The 18,961-nt window shown below is 57.6% G+C and carries 15 protein-coding genes and 1 tRNA gene; 14 read left to right on the forward strand and 2 right to left on the reverse strand.

The window, feature by feature from the left end:
• Positions 1 to 20 precede the first annotated feature (20 nt).
• The 10 genes from K6U75_11755 to K6U75_11800 all read left to right on the forward strand — a co-directional run bounded on the left by K6U75_11755 (position 21) and on the right by K6U75_11800 (position 10,737).
• Positions 21 to 1,097, forward strand: a complete 1,077-nt coding sequence (locus tag K6U75_11755; protein ID MCL6475713.1) for a LacI family transcriptional regulator — start codon at positions 21 to 23, stop codon at positions 1,095 to 1,097.
• Positions 1,094 to 1,924, forward strand: a complete 831-nt coding sequence (locus K6U75_11760) for a DUF1559 domain-containing protein (protein MCL6475714.1) — start codon at positions 1,094 to 1,096, stop codon at positions 1,922 to 1,924. Before K6U75_11755 ends, K6U75_11760 begins: the two co-directional genes overlap by 4 nt.
• Positions 1,925 to 1,990: 66 nt before the next feature.
• Positions 1,991 to 2,179, forward strand: coding sequence for a hypothetical protein (locus tag K6U75_11765; protein MCL6475715.1), 189 nt, complete (start codon positions 1,991 to 1,993; stop codon positions 2,177 to 2,179).
• A 26-nt stretch (positions 2,180 to 2,205) separates the two neighbouring features.
• On the forward strand, positions 2,206 to 4,218 hold the full coding sequence (locus K6U75_11770) for a hypothetical protein (GenBank protein ID MCL6475716.1): 2,013 nt from the start codon (positions 2,206 to 2,208) through the stop codon (positions 4,216 to 4,218).
• A 187-nt stretch (positions 4,219 to 4,405) separates the two neighbouring features.
• Complete coding sequence (locus K6U75_11775; protein MCL6475717.1) at positions 4,406 to 4,966, forward strand: PEP-CTERM sorting domain-containing protein; 561 nt, start codon at positions 4,406 to 4,408, stop codon at positions 4,964 to 4,966.
• Positions 4,967 to 5,163: 197 nt separating this feature from the next.
• Positions 5,164 to 6,117 carry a hypothetical protein gene (locus tag K6U75_11780; GenBank protein MCL6475718.1) on the forward strand — a complete coding sequence of 318 codons (954 nt, stop codon included), beginning with the start codon at positions 5,164 to 5,166 and terminating at the stop codon, positions 6,115 to 6,117.
• A gap of 186 nt (positions 6,118 to 6,303) precedes the next feature.
• Positions 6,304 to 7,674, forward strand: coding sequence for a TolC family protein (locus K6U75_11785; protein MCL6475719.1), 1,371 nt, complete (start codon positions 6,304 to 6,306; stop codon positions 7,672 to 7,674).
• Between the two features lie 10 nt (positions 7,675 to 7,684).
• Complete coding sequence (locus K6U75_11790) at positions 7,685 to 8,941, forward strand: HlyD family efflux transporter periplasmic adaptor subunit (GenBank protein MCL6475720.1); 1,257 nt, start codon at positions 7,685 to 7,687, stop codon at positions 8,939 to 8,941.
• Between the two features lies 1 nt (position 8,942).
• Positions 8,943 to 10,172, forward strand: a complete 1,230-nt coding sequence (locus K6U75_11795; GenBank protein ID MCL6475721.1) for an ABC transporter permease — start codon at positions 8,943 to 8,945, stop codon at positions 10,170 to 10,172.
• On the forward strand, positions 10,129 to 10,737 hold the full coding sequence (locus tag K6U75_11800; GenBank protein ID MCL6475722.1) for a TetR/AcrR family transcriptional regulator: 609 nt from the start codon (positions 10,129 to 10,131) through the stop codon (positions 10,735 to 10,737). Before K6U75_11795 ends, K6U75_11800 begins: the two co-directional genes overlap by 44 nt.
• 31 nt (positions 10,738 to 10,768) lie before the next feature.
• On the opposite strand, the gene K6U75_11805 is transcribed toward K6U75_11800, so the two are convergent.
• Positions 10,769 to 12,757, reverse strand: coding sequence for a GAF domain-containing protein (locus K6U75_11805; protein ID MCL6475723.1), 1,989 nt, complete (start codon positions 12,755 to 12,757; stop codon positions 10,769 to 10,771).
• Between the two features lie 287 nt (positions 12,758 to 13,044).
• On the opposite strand from K6U75_11805, the gene acs reads away from it, so the two are divergent.
• The 3 genes from acs to K6U75_11820 all read left to right on the forward strand — a co-directional run bounded on the left by acs (position 13,045) and on the right by K6U75_11820 (position 16,612).
• A complete protein-coding gene (acs, locus tag K6U75_11810) occupies positions 13,045 to 15,000 on the forward strand; it encodes an acetate--CoA ligase (protein ID MCL6475724.1) in 1,956 nt (651 codons plus the stop codon).
• Positions 15,001 to 15,114: 114 nt separating this feature from the next.
• Positions 15,115 to 15,201: transfer RNA gene (locus tag K6U75_11815), tRNA-Ser, on the forward strand.
• A 58-nt stretch (positions 15,202 to 15,259) separates the two neighbouring features.
• On the forward strand, positions 15,260 to 16,612 hold the full coding sequence (locus K6U75_11820) for a PIG-L family deacetylase (GenBank protein ID MCL6475725.1): 1,353 nt from the start codon (positions 15,260 to 15,262) through the stop codon (positions 16,610 to 16,612).
• 79 nt (positions 16,613 to 16,691) lie between these two features.
• Here the strand turns inward: K6U75_11820 and K6U75_11825 are convergent, their stop codons facing one another.
• Positions 16,692 to 17,375 carry a prepilin-type N-terminal cleavage/methylation domain-containing protein gene (locus tag K6U75_11825; GenBank protein ID MCL6475726.1) on the reverse strand — a complete coding sequence of 228 codons (684 nt, stop codon included), beginning with the start codon at positions 17,373 to 17,375 and terminating at the stop codon, positions 16,692 to 16,694.
• Positions 17,376 to 17,633: 258 nt separating this feature from the next.
• Here K6U75_11825 and K6U75_11830 point away from each other — a divergent pair, with 258 nt between their 5' ends.
• Complete coding sequence (locus K6U75_11830) at positions 17,634 to 18,899, forward strand: hypothetical protein (protein ID MCL6475727.1); 1,266 nt, start codon at positions 17,634 to 17,636, stop codon at positions 18,897 to 18,899.
• Positions 18,900 to 18,961 lie beyond the last annotated feature (62 nt).

Raw genomic sequence — 18,961 nt, forward strand, 5'->3', positions numbered from 1 at the left:
ACGTAATCGGGATGTTTGGTATGCGCGTAACGATCAAACATATCGCGGAAGAGGTCGGAGTCTCCGCGATGACAGTCTCCCGAGCCCTGCGCAACGACAAGGGTGTGAGCGAATCCCTGCGCCGACGCATCCTGCAGACTGCCGAACGGTTGAACTACCGCCCGAACCTGCTGGCACGAGGACTGGTTTCGCAACGCACCCACCTTGTCGGTGTGCTTATCCCAAACCTGCGCCACTCCTTCTGGCTGCACATGGTGATTGGCATCGAAGAGGTCGCTAAGCCTAAGGGCTATACGGTGCTGATATGCCATTCCGACGACGATCCTGAGGCGGAGCAGAGGGAGGTTCGCTCACTCATCGAGAGGCAGGTAGAAGCGTTGCTGATTGCCTCTTGCGATCCCGACCGCAACGCTTCCTTCTTGGCTGCTTTGCAACATGAGCAGCTCCCTGTGGTGTTGTTCGACCGTTACTCGCAAGCACTGCATCTCCCCTACGTGGGATGCGATGACCGTTTGGGTGCTCAGCTCGCCACCGAGCATCTGGTGCGCTGTGGCTATCGGAGCATTGCCCATCTGGCAGGCGACCAGTCGCTCAGCGTGGGGCGTGATCGTTTGTTGGGGTATAAGGAGGTGATGCAAAAAGTAGGGTGTCAACCTATCATAGAAGTGTGCGGCTTTGGCGAACAGAACGGCTACAAGGGCTTCCAACGGCTTTTCCGCAAGCACCGCCCCAATGCCATCTTTGCCTCGCACGACCCCGTCGCAATCGGGGCAATGCGTGCGGCCCTCGAAATGGGTCTGCGAATGCCCGACGATGTTGCCTTTGTCGGCTTCGCGGACATGGACTGTGCTGAACATCTCTGGGTGCCGCTAACTACTGTCTGGCAGCCCAAGGAAGAACTGGGGAGGGCAGCGGCAGACCTCGCGATGCGGTTGCTGAACGGTGACAACGGTATGATAGACAGTCGCATTATCCTGCCTACTCACCTCATCGTGCGCCAGTCCTGCGGGGCACTGCAACGTGGTATACCACTCCCGAAAGAGGCTGTCGTCAAGAACAACCAACCATTTTTTGCTAAGGAGGTATCCCGAAAATGAAACGTTCGCTCGCGTTTACCCTTATCGAATTGCTGGTGGTCATCGCGATTATTGCGATACTGGCAGCGATTCTCTTCCCGGTATTCACGCAGGCGCGTACCAAAGCCCGTCAGGCTTCCGACATGAGTAATCTCAAACAAATCGGGCTTGGGTTGCAGATGTACGCGCAAGACTACGACGAAACCTTGGTTCCGGCGGGGTTCTTTATCTCACCGCCAGATCCCGATACAGGGGGCACCTACACCCCCTGGATGGTGTTCATCTACCCCTACCTGAAGAACAAGGGCATTCTGGTCTCCCCACAGTTCGCTCAGGTTTGGACGATGACGGATGCCCGCAATCTGGGGTGGAACATCGGTCTGTGGCGGGATATCGTGGACGGAGTTGGTGAAGGACGCGTCGTGCGCGTGTCCTATGGATTGAACAACTCCGACCCGTGGGATGCCTGGCGGGTCCTGCCATGGCCCGATGACCCCTACAACCACTACGGACCAGGGTTCTGGGGGCGTGGCGGTGTACGTCTTGCGGAACTGGCATTGCCCGCACAGACCATCTACGTAATGAACGCCAAATACCCTGATCTCTGGTCGACATGCGACCGCGACCTGGTGCTGAACGGCGCGTTGCCCTGCGGGTTTACCTCAGTCGGTAAGGACTGGACGTCCACCGACCCCAACGTGCAGGGCTTCTTCAACCAGAGACTAAACGTTCTGTGGACTGACGGGCATGTGTCTACGCGACGCTGGGGTGACTACTGTCCCCACCTGTGGACGGTACAGGACGATCAGTCCATCGACCCGATACCGGCATGTCGTGCGGGCACGTAACTACACCACAGGGCAGGGAGATTCTTTCCCTGCCCTGTTCTAACAAAGCCATACAGGAGAAGACACATGCGAAACCGAGAAGTCAATCCCGTTATTGCGGTGGTGCTCATCATCGTCGCGCTGGCGATAGTAGGTTATATCTTCTACAATCGCGGTATCAAGAGAGAAGAAGCGCGAGGTGCGCCGCCTGAGTTCTACCAGTATTACGGACGCGGCGGCGCAGCCACACCGTCACAATCAGCGACACCACGCTAAAGGCTGCGAGAGATACCCTTCCCAAAATGGAGATGCTTAGCAGAGGACACTCTCAAGGGGAACGCTTCGCTGCTACGCGCGACGACATCGTCACAGTCGGCGAACGTCCGGAGCAACCTCCCCTTCCTTTTCGCCCAGCTGCAACGCTTCTTGTTGGCGCAAGCGGCGTTGCCCTTCTCTGCGCTATTACTCCCTACAACGACTATCACCTGAAAAACACTTTCCTCTACGGAAATCACCTGCCAATCGGTGCACTCTGTCTGTTTACCGTGCTGGCATGGCTGCTGAACCCCCTCTTGCGCCGAATACGCCCCGCGCTGGCTTTGAGCACTGCGGAGCTGCTTATTGCATGGAGTATGTGGGCAACGGCAGCCAGTCTGGCGTCCTCAGGGCTGTGGAGGTATCTGGGACCAATGGTGGTCGCCCCTTCCTACTTTGCAAACGCCGGAAGACGCTGGATAAGCGCGTTCTCGGACTCCCCCAATGCCCTGTTGCTCAGCAAGGACCCGGACTCCCCTCTAATTCGCTGGTTCTACGAGGGCATTCCCCCCGGAACTCCCATCCCTTACCTTGCGTGGATACCGGTGCTGGTAATCTGGGGCATCTTGTTTGGTCTATTCACCACCCTGTTCATCGCTCTCTGTGCCCTGTTGCGTAAGCAATGGGTAGAACGAGAACGTTTGACCTTTCCCCTCGCGCTGCTGCCTCTGGAGATTGCAGCGGAGCGAGCGGAAAGAGGGCTTTATAGAAACAGGCTCTTCTGGGCCGGGGTGTTACTCGTCGCCGTACATCATGGTATCAATACCGCTCATGCGCTCAGTCCATCTGTACCAACATGGCTCGCACCCGTAGACGCAAACGCCTGGTTCCCCGACCCTCCCTGGAACGCACTGGGTTTGGGGATGGTAGAGGTGTTCTTTGCCGTGATTGGTGCAGTATACCTTCTCCCAACAGAGGTATCCTTTAGCCTGTGGTTCACTTTTCTTATACTCCACCTCATTCGGGTAGTGCGGGTACAGATGGGGCTGGACCCGCTGATGACCGGGCCGCTACACCATGAAGGCGCAATGGGCACCGGTGCGCTTATTGCGTGGGCGCTATGGATGTTGTGGGCAGCTCGTCCGCACTGGCGGTATGTGTGGCGGGTGCTCACCTCTCAAGAACCACAAGCTGACCAGCACGAGCCGATGAGCTACCGGACAGCAGTGATTCTGATCGGGGTTTGCCTAGTCGGCATTTTGGTGTGGCTGCATTGGGCGGGCATTCCTTTGTGGATTGCCACAACCGTCACCCTGCTGTTCATCCTGATTATGATAGTGCTAACGCGGGTGGTTGCGGAAGCAGGACTATTGTTTGTGCAAACTCCTTTTATTCCGACCGATGCCACAGCTTTCTTCGGCACCAGCTACTTCACCACCCAAACAGCCAGCGCTACGTTGCTGATGGAAGTCGTCATCATGCATGACCCCCGTGAACACCCCATGCCCGCCGTTGCCAACGCCTACAGTCTGGCACGCCCGTCGCTGCTGCCTGCTCGTTGGCTGACCAGAGCGCTGGCGCTGGCCCTTTGCGTGGGGTTTATCGTGGGGTTTTTCGCTTTCGTTGGAGTATCATACCGCTATGGCAGCGTTACTCTGGACTACTATGGGACGAACATGGCTCCACACTGGTCGCTGGACAGGGCACTGGGATACGGCGAGTCCCCTCTACGCCCCCACCCCGGCGGCATTCTGGCAATGGGAACCGGAGGCGTGCTCTCCCTATGGCTTGGCTGGATGCGAAGCCGATACATCTGGTGGCAAATCAGCCCCATCGGTCTGGTGATGGCGAGCACCTACGCGATGGGACGTATCTATTTTTCCGTTTTTCTGGGATGGTTGCTGAGATGGCTATGTGTGCGCTCGGGCGGTTTGTACAGCTACCGTCGATATCTCCCCTTTTTCTTGGGATTACTATTGGGAGAGGCTTTGTATGGAGGGATAGCGGCGCTGTTCGGTGCACTAACCGGTGCACCGGTGCCCCAGTTCCTGCCAAACTAATCCTTCGCTGCCCCAAGAGCCATTACCAATAAGTGGTATCGCTAACGGAACCGGTATATCCCCTGAAAATTTCACGTTTTTTTTGCAAAAAGGGGTCAAAACCCCTTGAATGGTACGAATCTTGCCTTATATAATAGTGGCAACATAGAATACACGTCCCTGTGTTGGGATGAAAGGAGGTACTGCTGTGTTATCCAGCGTCTACCGCCGGACAGGTTTGGTACTTGCGCTGAGTCTTTTGCTGGTCAACGCGGCGTATAGCTACACCCTGCTGAACTCCATCGTCTGGCCCGAGAACGGACACATGTACCGGGTCTACAGTGGCTCGTCCTATTGGGGGGATGCCGCTGCCTTTGCCCGCACGGTGAGCGTACCGGGCTTCTATAACGGCTATCTGGCTACGGTACACAGCGCGGAGGAAAACGCCCTGATTACCAGTTTGCTGACGCTGCCAGCGTGGCTTGGCGGATATCAACCCCCAGAGGAACTCGACCCCAACGCCAACTGGCAGTGGGTGTCGGGCGAACCCTGGACGTATACGAACTGGTTCCCCGGTCAACCCAACGACATTAATGGACCTGGCAGCGAGCAGTTTTTGGTGATTTACACCAGCGGCGTGTGGCACGATTTCCCGAACATCACGCGCCCGACCTTCGTGGTGGAGCTGAACCCGGTGCCCGACCCTGCCAGCATCGTGGGATTGGGTGCAGGTTTAGCAGGTCTGTTCTTGCGCCGCCGGAAGCGCTGATACAGAAGAACTTCTATACAACGCTTGCTTTGGGCAATATCCGCTATCTTTGCCTTCGCAAAGATAGCGCGAAAGGGTTCTATTGTGCAAAAAGCGGCAGGCTGGACGCCTGCCGCTTCGCTGTATTATGTTACCTTGCAGGAGTGTTTGCCCCTCCCTCGAAACTTTCCATAAAGCACCCGCAAAAGGAGAAAACCATGTCTGAAGTCTGGTTACCGTTTGCGAATCGGCATGTATGGGGCTTTATTCAGGGTATTCAGATCGCTATTGCTCCCGATGAGGTGGAGGAAGGGGGGCGATCCCCGCGGGGGCTATTCCGCATCGGCTATCCCATACTGGATAACGGGCGTAAAACAGGATTGGTTAACTTCATTGCAGTAGAGCCCATCGTACGTGGACAAAGGGGTTTTAGTGAACTGGAGTGGAGCCAGGCGGACCAGCAACGTGGCAAAAGATTCTGGTGTCTGAAGGGTAATGATGTCTCATCTGACCCTCAGCCCGGGGAGCGCTACAGGCAGGGCAAGATAGAATTCCTGAAAATCCGCTTCCTGGTAGAGCGATTCGAAAACGGCGCGGAACTAATTATCGAAACAACCTTCCGCAGTGACCGCCCCGATGAGGTATGCCTTGTCGCGGAGCCCACTCCGAACAGCGCATCTCTCGACCAGTGCGTGCTAACCGCTACAATGGGCAACTACATCCGCGCACGGCAGCTATGGCTGAAGGATGCGGTAGTGCACAGCCGCGAGTTATTCGGCAGTTATCAGGGCGAACATTTTGCACCCGATACCTATTTCCCCCTGAAACGCCTCCCGCGTAACCACACGGGCGATATTGTGGTCTGCCTCACCACCGATGAAGCCGACCCGGGCAAAGAGCCTGCAGACCCGCGCGCCCCATGGTGGCGATATCGCGGTTCCTTTCCAGTGACCCAGTACTGGCGCAAACCCAAAGGTACATGGAGCCAGGACCTGCAGGTGCGTGTCAACGCCCGGCGTGTGTACTGGGCGAGCAATGTGGAGATCCCGCATGGCATCGCCTACGAAAACTTCGATCTTGTCGAACGGTTCCATAACAACAGCCCGTTCTGTTTTGGAATCACGCGCAAGGCTCCGGCCTCCCTGGCCATTTTGAGCTATCGAGCACGTTAGAGAGCGTTTCATAAACCCATTCAGGGCTTGAGCCCCTAAAGAGGCGCCTTCCTGCACTTTCTTAGAATACTCAAAGGCTGTTAAAGCCTCCATATGCCCGCCCTGAGAACCTTGAAACACCTTGCAATATGCGGTATAATGCTAATGAATTTCACTAACCATTTAATTAAATACGAGGCAAGGCAAATGAGGCGAAGCACCACGAGCATCCTGACCCTGTTGATGCTGTCTTCCCAGCTGCTTGCGCAGCAGTTGCCGGAAGAACTCAGCCTGGAACAGGCATCCCGTATCGCGATAGAGCGCAACCTGGACTACCGCGGCGCGATAAAGGATATCCACTTGGCGGTAGCGAAGCAGCAGCAGGCGCGGACGCTCGGGCAGCCAAAGCTGGAAGCACGCATCTCCCTGCAACATCTGCCGGAACCACCAGCCTTAAGCGTGCCACCCATTAACCTGAAACTACCCAACCCGTCAAACCCTCAGTCCCCTTTGAGCATCACCGTGCCCGTGCCCGAGTTCGAACTGGCGAAGGCGAATGCTAAACGAGCCACGTTGACCTTCAGTGTTCCCCTGTACACCAGCGGTCGCATAGAGAATGCAGTGAAGGCAGCGTCGCTGGGAGTGCGTGCCAGCGACGAGGCGGCACGCGCCAGGGCAGCAGATGTGGTATTACAGGTGACCCATGCATACCTTCAGGCAGTGCTGGCACAACGTGTGGAAGCAGTGCAACAACAGGCACTGGAGGTTGTACAGGCTCATCTGAAACAAGCGGAAGCCCTTTACAAACAGGGCATTGTTTCTCAGTACGACGTACTGCGTGCTCAGGCAGAACTTGCTACCCAGCAAAAGCGCCTCACAGACGCCCGAAACGGACGAGAACTTGCCCTCTCGTTACTGTACAACCTGTTGAACTTGCCGCAGGAGCAACAGACCACACTGATCACACCCCTGTGCGAGGTTGCCTTTACGTTGAGCTATGAAGAGAGCGTCAGGGCTGCGCTTGCGTCCTCCCATGAACTGCGGGCGTTGCAGATGAAATCAAAAGCACAACGCGCACTCGCCCTGTCTGCGGAGGCTGAAGCCAGGCCGCAGGTTCTTTTCGCCGTGAACCTTGAAACGCTCACTCGCGACCTGTCCGCCGTCGAGCCTCATGCCTCGCTGACCATTGGCATGAGATGGAACCTATTCGATGCTGGTTACGCCAAAGCCGTGGCACGTGAACAGCGCGAAAACGCCGATCGCACCGACATAGACAGGCAGAAACTGGAAAACGCTCTCGCCCTGCGGGTGAAGCAAGCCCTGCTCGACATGGAAGCCGCCCGACAGGGACTGGCAGCGGCGCAGAGAGCAGTCGATACGGCGCAGGAAAGTCTGAGATTGGCTCGTCGTCGCTTTGAGACAGGCATGGGCACCAGCGTGGAAATGCTGGACGCGATACTGGCTGTCTCTCAGGCTCAGATACAACGCGAACAGGCTTTGTATCAGATGAACACGGCTTACTATACCCTGCTTCGGCTCACCAACCGATTGCTTCAAGGACTACACCTTACCCTGTAGGAGGTGCGAAATGAAACAGCTGCTGCAGCGATGGATGAAAAGTGCTGCCCGGATACTCGGCGTGGTGTGGAAACCACTGCTTGGACTGGCGGTTTTCGGCATGGTTGTGACGATGGGCTATCGGTGGTTGTCTCTGCAAGCAAAAGCCAGCGCGGAGTCGGTTCCTGCGGCGCAGGGCTGGCGTTACCTCGGCGAGGGCGCGGTGGAAGCCACAGAGGTCAACCTGTCCTCTAAAATACCCGGTCGTATCGCCTCACTGAGTGTCGACGAAGGTGACCCTGTACGACAGGGAGAGGTAATTGCAGTGCTCGAAAGCGAGGAAATCAGTGCAAAGGTGCGTCAAGCACAAGCAGGATTACAGGCAACTGATGCCCAAATGGAACAAGCAAGGTTAGCGGTGGAGTTAGAGGCACTTCGGACGGAGGACCAGGTACGCCAGGCAAAAGCCGCACTGGAAGCTGCCCGTGCGAAATGGGAAATGGCACAGAACGGCGCACGTCCCGAAGAGATTCGACAGGCAGAGCAAGCGGTGGAGGCAGCAAGGGCGCAGTTCATGGTGGCGCAGAAAACGTGGAACAGGCTTGAAGCGCTGGCAAAAGAGGGGGTTATCCCTCAGCAGAAGGCGGACGAAGCAGAGGGAGCTTTTCTGGCAGCGCAAGCGCAGCTGCAAGCGGCTGAAGCGAAACTGCAACTGATCAGGGATGCCGTGCGCAAGGAAGAAAAACAGGCGGCATGGGCAGGGCTGAAAGCAGCGGAAGCGAACCTGCAGCTCGCCGAACACGCGCGGATGCAGGTGGAACTGCGCAAACGTGACATCGACGCGCTGAGGGCAAAACAACTGGCAAACTGGGCGCAGGTCGAGGAAGCACAGGCGTATCTGAAGCAAACGCTTCTGCGAGCACCTGCTGACGGCGTTGTTTCGCGCAAGATGGCAGAAGCGGGCGAAACTGTTGCCGCCGGCATGCCTATTCTCACCATCGCACAGCAGGGACAATGGTGGGTGGAAGTGTTTGTGGACGAAAGCGTTGCAGGAGGAATCCAGCGCGGAGATTCAGTACAGGTGGAGTTTCCTTCCCTCGGCAAGCGGGTCGAGGCGAAGGTAACACGTATCTTACCCGCCGCCGACTTTGCCACCAAGCGAGCCACCAACGAGCGGGGCAGTTTCGACAGTCGCAGCCTGCAGCTGCGGGTGGAGTGGAAGGAACCCGTGCAGGGTCTCGTCAAAGGCATGACCGCCCGCGTCTACGCCAGAAAGGAGCGGAAGTAAAATGAAAGCCATATCTGACTTCTGCACCACCTGGTCACGCGAGGCAAGGCGCTTTTTCACCGACTGGCGCCTGGTCGCGATGCTGCTGGTAATACCCCTGTTCTACATCCTGTTGTTCGGCGAGATGTACAGCCAGCATCGCGTGAAGGAAGTGCCTACCGTCGTCCAAGACAACGACCACAGTCCGCTCAGCCGCCAAATCGTGCAGGCTCTGGACGCGACCGATACTTTCCATGTGACAGGAGCCGTCGCCGACTTGCAGCAGTTTCGGGAGATGAACTGGCAAGGAAAGGCGTTTGTCTGTCTCGTCATTCCCCGCGGATTACAACGAGATGTATCTGCTGGCAAACCTGCACGGGTGCTGGCAGTGGTAGACGGCAGTAACATGATTATCGCCAACGCGACGACGCGCGGGATCGCTGAAGTCGTGCAAACCTTTTCCGCAGGAGTGAGTTTACGGAAGTGGTCAGCACAGGGGGTACCCCCGCAGCACACTGTTACCCAGACGATGCCCATAGAAGTGGGTTTACGCCTGTGGTATAACCCGACCTTCAACTATACCAACTTCCTGTTGATAGGCCTGGTTGGCACCGTGATTCAACAAGTAGTGTTGATGACAGTGGCTCTGGCGTGGGCAAAGGAACACGAAGAGAACACCTTCCCCGCACTGAGACGTCAGATTGCCCATCCCATCGCAGCAGCGATGGGCAAACTGTCCTTCTACGTGATGGTCTCCTTCGCCATGAGCGTGGTGCTGTTTTCGTTGCCTTTTGGCAGGTTCGGCGTGCCATTGCGGAGTGATGTCCGGTTACTGCTTACGGCAACCTTTCTGTTCATCGTCGGTCTGGTGGGCTTCGGCGTGTTCATCTCCAGCCTGACACGTTCCCAGCTGCTCAGCACGCAAATACTGATGTTGATTGCTCTGCCGTCGTTTCTGCTATCCGGCTTCACCTGGCCGCTGTTTGCGATGCCAGAAGGCATCCAGCTGGTAAGCAAGGTACTGCCTCTCACCCATTATCTCGCTCTCATGCGAAACGCCGTGTCCAACGGAGCTGGCTGGGCATTCAATATGGCGGAGCTGCGCTGGCTGTTTGGCTTCGCAGTTGCTGGCGTCACGCTACAGTTCCTCAGTGTATGGTGGCGCTTTAGCAGCAGGACTACTACAGAAACACCTATGGAGGGCGAACATGCAGGAACAACAGGCATCCAGCAAGCGACCAACTGCGCGTGACCGCATCATGCGAGCAGCAGAGGCGCTGTTCGCCGAACGGGGCTTCGAAGCGACCTCTATCGGCGAGATAGCCCTGCGCGCGCACGTGAACCGTGCTTTGCTGTACTATTACTTCGAGCACAAAGAGCACCTTTACCACCAGCTGTTGCAGGAGGGCGTGGAAAGGCTGCGTGCAACGGTGCTTGCTGCCACCAACACCACTGGCTCTGCCCGCGAAGCAGTGCGCACCTTCCTGCAGGGGTATCTGCAGACCACCTACCACGACCCCGGGCTGGTGCGTATCGTTTACCGCGAGATTGTGGGAGCGCAGCGGGGAGATGAAGAAAGCAAGGCACTTGTGCGGCAGTTCATGCAAACCATCGCCCAGCTGGAACAGGTGCTGCAAAGAGGGGTGCAAAGTGGCGAACTGGTCCCTCATGATACAAACAAGAGCGTGTACCTGCTGTTCGGAATGACCAACGTGTTTGTCACGCTCGCTTATCTGGAGCAGGCTTCCTTCCCGATAGAAGAGGTGGTAGACCATATCATGCGCGTGTTCTTCGAGGGCTTAAGCGCACGCCATTAGCTCCCTACCCTAGAAAAGGGGCTGGTGTCTGTCAGGTTTCCAGCACCAGCTCCGCTACTGTGCTCAGCAGTTCCGCATCGTGCCGAGTAAACTTGCGCGGTTGCAGGGTGTATACCGCCAGTAAGCTGTTCGGCTTCTTCCCCCCTATCGGAACCGCAAGGCATGATGCCATTCCCTCGCGCTGCACAAAGGGGTCATCTCGAAATCGCACATCCGACGATGCCTGATATGCCAGCAAGGGGCGCCCGGTCTTCACTACCCATGCCATGCTTGCCATGCCCGCGGCTTCTTCGTCGTCCAGAAGCGTCGCCATCCGCGAACCACTGACCGCCAGAGGCTGAATCCGATTGCCTTCTACCGTGTAGTATATCGCCCTGTCTGCACGCAACACCTCTGCGGCGATATTGGCAATCAGCTGAGGCACCTCCCCCTGCTTTACGGTGCTCCCGATAGCCCGCGCTACCCTCAGGAAGTACTGTCGCAAGTCCTCCGATTTCTGACGCTCCTCTTCGTAGCGCAGAGCGTTATCAATGGCTACCGCCGCCTGGTTCGCGATAGTGTACAGAAGCTCCATCTCCGCAATGGTGAACAACCGACGGCGGCTGCTCATTGCCAGCATCACACCCATCGGCTCCATGCCTACCTGCAAAGGCACACACGCCAGCGAAATCACCCCCTGACGGTCTAGAGGAGCCGCCGCATTGCGCGGGTCCGCCGCAACGTCCAGCACATACACCGGGCTCTGAAACTCCAGCACCCAGCCGGGTATACCCTGCCCTTTCGTGGGGCGCAGGCGGTCAAAGTACGCAGGGTCGACTCCACGACTGACGTAGGTGCGCAACACACCTTCGTTCCCGTCATAAAGCATGAGCGCGAACTTATCCACCTGAAGCAGCCGCAATACGCTATCGGCTACGAGGTTCAACACGCTGTGCAGTTCCAGCGAAGAGTTCACCGACTGGGACAGCTCGTAGATAGAGGTGGCTTCCTCGGCACGGCGATGGGCGTCCTCGTAAAGCAGGGCGTTCTCAATGGCGATACCCGCCAGTGATGCCACCCCGTTGAGCAGCTTCAGGTCCGCCTCGGTGTAGGCATTGCGGCTGGTGCTGGTCACCAGAAGCAGACCGAGTGTCTTCGTGCGCGACTTTACCGGCGCATACAAAGCGGAGTGTATCCGCAGGCGCGGTACGAACTGTTCGACCCCAGGGTCTATGTCCGCAGCGTTGACCAGACGGGGTTCGCCACTGCGCAGTACCTCCGCCTGCAGCCCTTCATCCGCTGCAAGCATCACCTCGAGTTCGTCTCCTACCAGACCGCGCTCCGCGGCGATGAAAAGATGCGTTCGCTCATCGTTCAACAGGAAAAGCACCGCAAAAGCGTGGGGCAAATGTACCGCTACCTCTTCCAGAACCGTATCCAGCACCTGATTGAGGTTCAGACTGCTACCGATGCTTTGCGCGGCGTGGTACATCACTTCCAGTTCGCGCCCCAACCGCTCGCTGCGCTGTTCCAGTTGCCTGCGTCGCCATAAACCCGCAATGAATGACGCCAGTATCTGCAAAGTGCGAATATCTGAGGAATCGAACCGAGAGCCATCGCGCTTGTTCAGCACAGCCAGCGCGCCCACTACCTGCTGGTCGCATTGCACCGGAACCACCGCCGCCCCACGCAACCGTGTTCCACCCAGAAGGCTTTCCATCACGGGGTCAGGGCGCACCGGGTAAAAAGGAATGGCGTTCTCTCCACGGCGCACAGTGTTCTCCATCAATGAGTTCTCCACACGGAACACCGTGCCCCGCAGGTCCTGAACCTCTTCACCAGCTATGGCTACCAGCCTCAGCTTGGAATCGCTGTCCGTGAGGAACGCAAGGGCGCTTGCGCTCGCCTGCGTCAACAGGCAGGCTTCCTCGGCAATACGTTGCAGAGCATCCTCCAGCGGCAGCAGGTCTATCGCTACCTGTGCTACACGATACAAGCCTGTTACCTGCTGTTCGCCCGACACCACACCGTGCACGTCCATGGTGCTGCCTCAATGAAGGGTTAGCGTGATACATCCACATCATTGTTACTATATTTGTCAAGCGTTGTCAAGCATATTCGCGGCGTCATCTCAACTTCCTGGTACCGCTGTCGGCAGCAGTACACCTGCACATTGGTGAGCCTCCATTCGACGCTCCTCGTCGTCCATCCTTCGTGACTCCATCGCACAGATACACTTTTTATGGTAAAATATGAGCTAATCAAAATACCGAACATCGCGTCAGGGGAGGTGTACGTATCATGAGTGATGGCATCACTGCGGAAGCCATGGAGGCGCATGCGACTATCGAAGCTCTTCTGAGTGAGAACCGTGTTTTCCCTCCTCCGGAATCTTTTCGCGCGCAGGCGAACGTGAAACAACCGGACATTTACGACATTGCAGCCAAAGACCCCGAAGCCTTCTGGGAGCAGTTTGCCCGCGAGCTGGAATGGTTCGAGCCGTGGCACCAGGTGCTCCAATGGGAACCGCCTCATGCACAGTGGTTCCTCGGAGGCAAACTGAACGCCTCAGTCAACTGCATTGACCGGCACGTGCGCACAGCTCGCCGTAACAAGGCGGCAATCATCTGGGAAGGCGAACCCGGCGAGGAGCGTGTGCTTACTTACTGGGACCTGTATCGCGAGGTCACCAAGTTTGCCAACGTCCTCAAGCGGCTCGGCGTGCATCGTGGCGACCGAGTAGTCATTTATATGCCCATGGTGCCCGAAGCCGTAATTGCCATGCTGGCTTGCGCTCGCATCGGTGCCCCACACTCAGTGGTGTTTGGCGGCTTCTCGGCAGAGGCTTTGCGCGAGCGCATCAACGACTGCGGGGCAAAGGTGGTCGTCACTGCAGACGGCGGTTACCGGCGCGGTAACATCGTACAGTTGAAGCGTGCGACTGACGAAGCGGTGGAACACTGCCCCACCGTACAGCACGTCGTCGTGTTGAACCGGGCAATGGATGCGACGCACGTTCCCATGCTTGAAGGACGCGACCACTGGTGGCACCGATTGATGGAACACGCTCCCATCCACTGCGAACCAGAAGCCATGGACGCCGAGGACCTTCTCTTCATCCTTTATACGTCCGGCTCCACAGGCAAGCCGAAGGGCATTGCCCATACCACTGGCGGTTACCTCACCGGAGTTTATGCCACCACCAAGTGGGTGTTCGATCTGAAGGAAGACGATGTGTTCTGGTGCACTGCAGACATCGGTTGGGTCACCGGACACTCGTATGTGGTATACGGACCGCTTGCAAACGGTGCCACCGTACTCATGTATGAAGGAGCACCTGACTATCCCGAACGCGACCGTCTCTGGGAGATCGTGGAGAAGTATCGGGTCACTGTGTTCTACACCGCTCCAACTGCCATCCGCGCTTTCATGAAATGGGGACCACAATACCCGAAACGACACGACCGCTCCAGCCTGCGCTTGCTGGGCAGCGTGGGTGAGCCGATTAACCCCGAGGCGTGGATGTGGTACCACGTCTACATCGGCGGCGAGCGTTGCCCTATCGTAGACACGTGGTGGCAGACCGAAACGGGACATATCCTGATTACTCCTCTGCCGGGCATCACCACCACCAAACCCGGCTCAGCCACCCGTCCGTTCCCCGGTATCGAAGCGGATGTGGTAGACGAGCGGGGCGAGTCGGTACCCTTGGGCGTAGGCGGTTACCTGGTGATTAAGAAGCCATGGCCCGGTATGATGCGCACCATCTACGGTGACCCCGAACGATATGTCAATCAGTACTGGAGCCGCTTCCCAGGTGTCTATTTTACAGGCGACGGCTGCAAGAGGGATGAAGAAGGTTACTACTGGCTGCTGGGGCGCGTCGACGACGTCATGAACGTAGCGGGACACCGCATCAGCACCATGGAGGTGGAGTCGGCTTTGGTAGACCATCCCGCGGTCGCCGAAGCGGCCGTCATCGGAAGGTCGCACGACATCAAGGGACAGGCGATTGCCGCCTTTGTCACCTTGAAAGAGGGATACCGGGCAAGCAGTGACCTCATGGACGAGCTGAAAGAACATGTCGTGAAGAAAATCGGCCCCATCGCTCGCCCCGATGACCTGCACTTCACCTCTGAACTACCCAAGACACGCTCGGGCAAGATTATGCGACGCCTGCTGCGCGACATCGCAGAAGGACGGGCTCTGGGCGACACGACTACCCTCGCCGACCCCTCGGTGGTCGCCGCGCTCAAACAGCGATACGAGGAGCAGGACGTATAATGACCTCGGTGCAGGGACGGTTCCGCTCGCCGTCCCTGCCCTCCGCCCCTATTGACGAAAAGTCCTCTTTGTGGTAATGTATTACACGCCCATCTTCCACGATACCATCTCTGCGGAGAGGTGGCCGAGTGGTTGAAGGCACCGGTCTTGAAAACCGGCAGGCGATGAGCCTCGTGGGTTCGAATCCCACCCTCTCCGCCACCTATCAGTGCTGATTTACCGGGGGACTGGTTCGCACGTGAAAGAAGAAAGGCAGTCATTGAGATGGCTTTTTTGGCTGGTTTGGATTGCCTTCGGTTTGTACTTCGCCGACAGAGGCGCAAGCTACTACCGCCAGAGCACTGCTTTGCCGCCATCCGTCATCAAAGACATCCCGGAGATGCTGCCGCATCGCGCCGGAGACCGCGTGCTGGTGTTTGCACCCCACCCCGACGATGAAGCCATCGGGTGCGCAGGTGTTATCCAGCAAGCGCTCAACGCTGGAGCACAGGTGTGGGTCGTGTATATGACCAATGGTGATGGCTTCCGCCTCGCGGTGGAAAGGCAATTTCGACAGCCCAGGCCCACCCCCGAACAGCACATCCAGTTTGGGGAGATGCGCCAGCGAGAAGCACGCCGAGCCATGCACCTGCTTGGACTGGCGGATTGGCGTGTCACCTTTTTGGGCTACCCGGACAGGGGGCTTTATTCCCTCTGGCGGTCGAACTGGACGCCCTCTAACCCCTTGCGATCATACTACACCGATACCGGCTCGAACCCATACCGCGAGACCCTGCGCCCTGGAGTGACATACTGCGGGCAAAACGTGCTGCGCGACGTGGAATCAGTGCTGCGCCGCACCGTGCCGACACACGTCTATGTGACCCACCCCGCTGATGACCACCCAGACCACTCGGCAACAGCTCTGTTTGTGATGAGCGCACTGGCTCGCTTGCGGATGCAGGGCATCGGTTTCGCGCACAGGGTGGTGCTACGCCATTATCTAGTTCATTGCACCGACTGGCCCCACCCGCAAGGTTTGCACGAGGATCAACCCCTGACTCCTCCCCCTGCTTTCTTCAACATTGGATTGCACTGGGTAAAGTTGAGCCTGACCCCGCCGCAACAGGTCAGAAAGATGAATGCGATCAAAGCCCATACTTCTCAGATGCTGATGATGTCCCGTTTCCTGCAAAGTTTTGTACGCCAGAACGAGCTGTTTATCGAGCAACCGGTCGTGGTTCACATGGAGCCGTCGCACGGCATCGTCTGGGAAGAACCGGATGAGGAGGATATTCTCAGCAACTTGCAGGCTCCGGGTGACTTCAGTTCCGCAGAACTGCGCATGGAGAATGGGCGGGCGGTTCTTCATATCAATACCCGAAGCAAGCCGCGCCCCGGCTTCAGCTACAGCTGCACCGTTCACGCTGTGCTGCCAAATGGCGATGTAACCACAACGCTCCTACGCACCAAACCGGGCACACAGAGCAGGAACGCTCGTGTGGACGAGGACGGGGTAACCTTCCGATTGCCCACCCTGCCCTCAGGCTCTGTGGTAGTGCTTCATGCTCAATCGCGCTTTGCGGGTTTGCCGGTGGACGAAACTATCGGACGTGTGGTACGCCTGCCCTGAGAAGTTTTCAAGGCGCCGGGGTTAGCCGGCGCCTCGCGGGAGGAGAGGAGGAGGATGGTGCTGGGTGTTAAGCCGGTTGTCATGGCGTCTGCAGTGGGTTGAACTGACTAACGCTCCACGGTCTCTGCACCGCCAGTCGTATCCACCGCACATGACCGTCTGCAAACACCACGTTATTGCCGTCATTATGGCGTGGGCGCTGCCACTGTGCTCGCTCGCGGTACTCTGCCTCCCAGTCAGGATGTCGCTCCGCAAGCTGACCGGGCATCACATACATCAAATAGCTGCCCATCGCGCCGTTCAGGTTATTCGCATCCGCCCGACTGTTGGGCGTATCATAAGCCAAAAACGTCCTCGCAGGCACAGTGATGGCATCCAGAGCCAGCCCACCGTATCCATATGCCATACCCATCAACCGCGGAAACCCGAGGAACGTATTGTAAGCATAGCTGGGTACCGGTTCAGTGTTCTCCGGGCATATCCAGATTCGCGCATCCTGCACATACGGCTGTAGCGCCGTCATCCAGGCTCGCCCCTCCGGAGCGACCGCTGCATAGGGCATGGCAGCTGGCAGATTACCGTCCCAGTCCTGCACATACAGCATGAACGCCTGTCCAATCTGATGCAGGTTGCTCACACATGCCGTAGTGCGCGCTGCCGCGCGGGCACGCCCAAAAACCGGCATCAAGATGGAAGACAATATCGCCACCACGGCGATAACCACCAGCAGTTCGACTAACGTAAAGCCTTTTCGCGTTCTCATGACACTCACTCCTTATGCATTAGATTTCGTATTGGCGGGCACTTTGTCTTGCAGCGCCTCTTTTTGCCTTGCACGTATATGAGTTGCAAAATGCGTGCCAGAGCGGTGATAAAATTACCGGTTTTTCGCCTTTGCCCCGCGAAAAAGTCCTGCGCTTCCTGCGCACCTTACCAGCCTGAATGGCCGATGCTGTTGCAGGGTTTTCAACGCTCGTCCCGAACAATGACACGGATATTCAGGCAACGGGAGGAACACACCATGCGCGTGCTAGCGGAAGAGACCATCGCCACCTGCGAACCGCCGAATAACGGTTCGGGTCCTCTATGGTGCTACGGTGCACCCATACTCACACGAACAGGTGACGAAGTGTATGCCAGTGTCATGGAGACCGGCGCAGATGTGCCACCGCTATGCAATACTCGTCCCCGCCTCTTCCGCAAGCAGGGTAACGAAGACTGGCAGATGGTGTGGGCGCCATCCGCCTTCCGCGAGCGCGAACCATGCCCTCTGGTGATACTGCCGCAGGACAGGTTGTTTCTTTCTGTCAATACCTCCGTGATGCCGCCGGGTACTCAATACGGCAAATGCAAGCCGGGCTTACTGGAGTTTTCCCGAAACCAACTATCCACCCCAACCGAGCATACCCCACCCTTCCCGCAAACCGCTACCTTCACCGACCATTCGTATCGCGGTATCGCTGCAGACAGCCAGCGCGGTGAAATACTGCTCATGCACATTGACGCCCACACCGGCGAGTACCATTACGCTCTGCTGAAAAGCGACGGACGTTGGGATGCGCCCGGTGTTGTGACCTTCCCCATCCGCGCCTGCTATCCGCAGGTGGCTTTGCGCCATCGCGTGGCACACGTGCTCGCTATAGGAGACATCTACGAACCGGTAGAAGAGTGGCGTCGCTACAAGCGCGAAAAGACACAGCGGGAATGGGATTACGTGTTCCGAAGGCTCTTCTACACGTGGACGCCCCGTGTGCACTCGGAGCCGTTCCGTCCCCCGCTGGAGATAGACGATGTGGACGCGACCGGCGGGCACATCATCAATCTGGATCTGTGGCTGGACAGACAGGGCGTCGCCCATCTGCTTTACCTGCGCCAGCAAACCACCCCCCTTCTACGGGATCGCTACTTCCCCAACCTGCCGCTGCGCACGTCACTGGAATACTGCACGGTGCAGGAAGGTCGCCTGGTGCAGAAGCAGACGCTGATGGAAGGCGGCGAAGGTCTGAACACCCCGCACCCTCGCTATGGTCGCTTCCACTCACCCGATGGCAGACGCTTGCTGGTCATTTGCGCCGCCACTGAGCCGGATGGCACGTGGTTCAATGCGGTGATGCCTGTGCTACCGCGACGCGGGGAGCCGAACCGAATCCCCTTCCGCGAGCCGTTCACCGCGTTTGTCACCGCCTGCGAACGCGGTGGAAGCCGCCCGTCAAGGACGCTGGAAATGTTTGGGGTTGGAACGCATTCCGGCACCATCCTGCGATATGCGGCAGTGCGCTTGCCTTAAAATGTTCATAATAATTCTATAATATCATCTGGAAGGTAATCGCGTTAAAAGTCCGTCGCCGG

The organism is Bacillota bacterium, assembly GCA_023511455.1.
Lineage (GTDB): Bacteria > Armatimonadota > HRBIN16 > HRBIN16 > HRBIN16 > HRBIN16.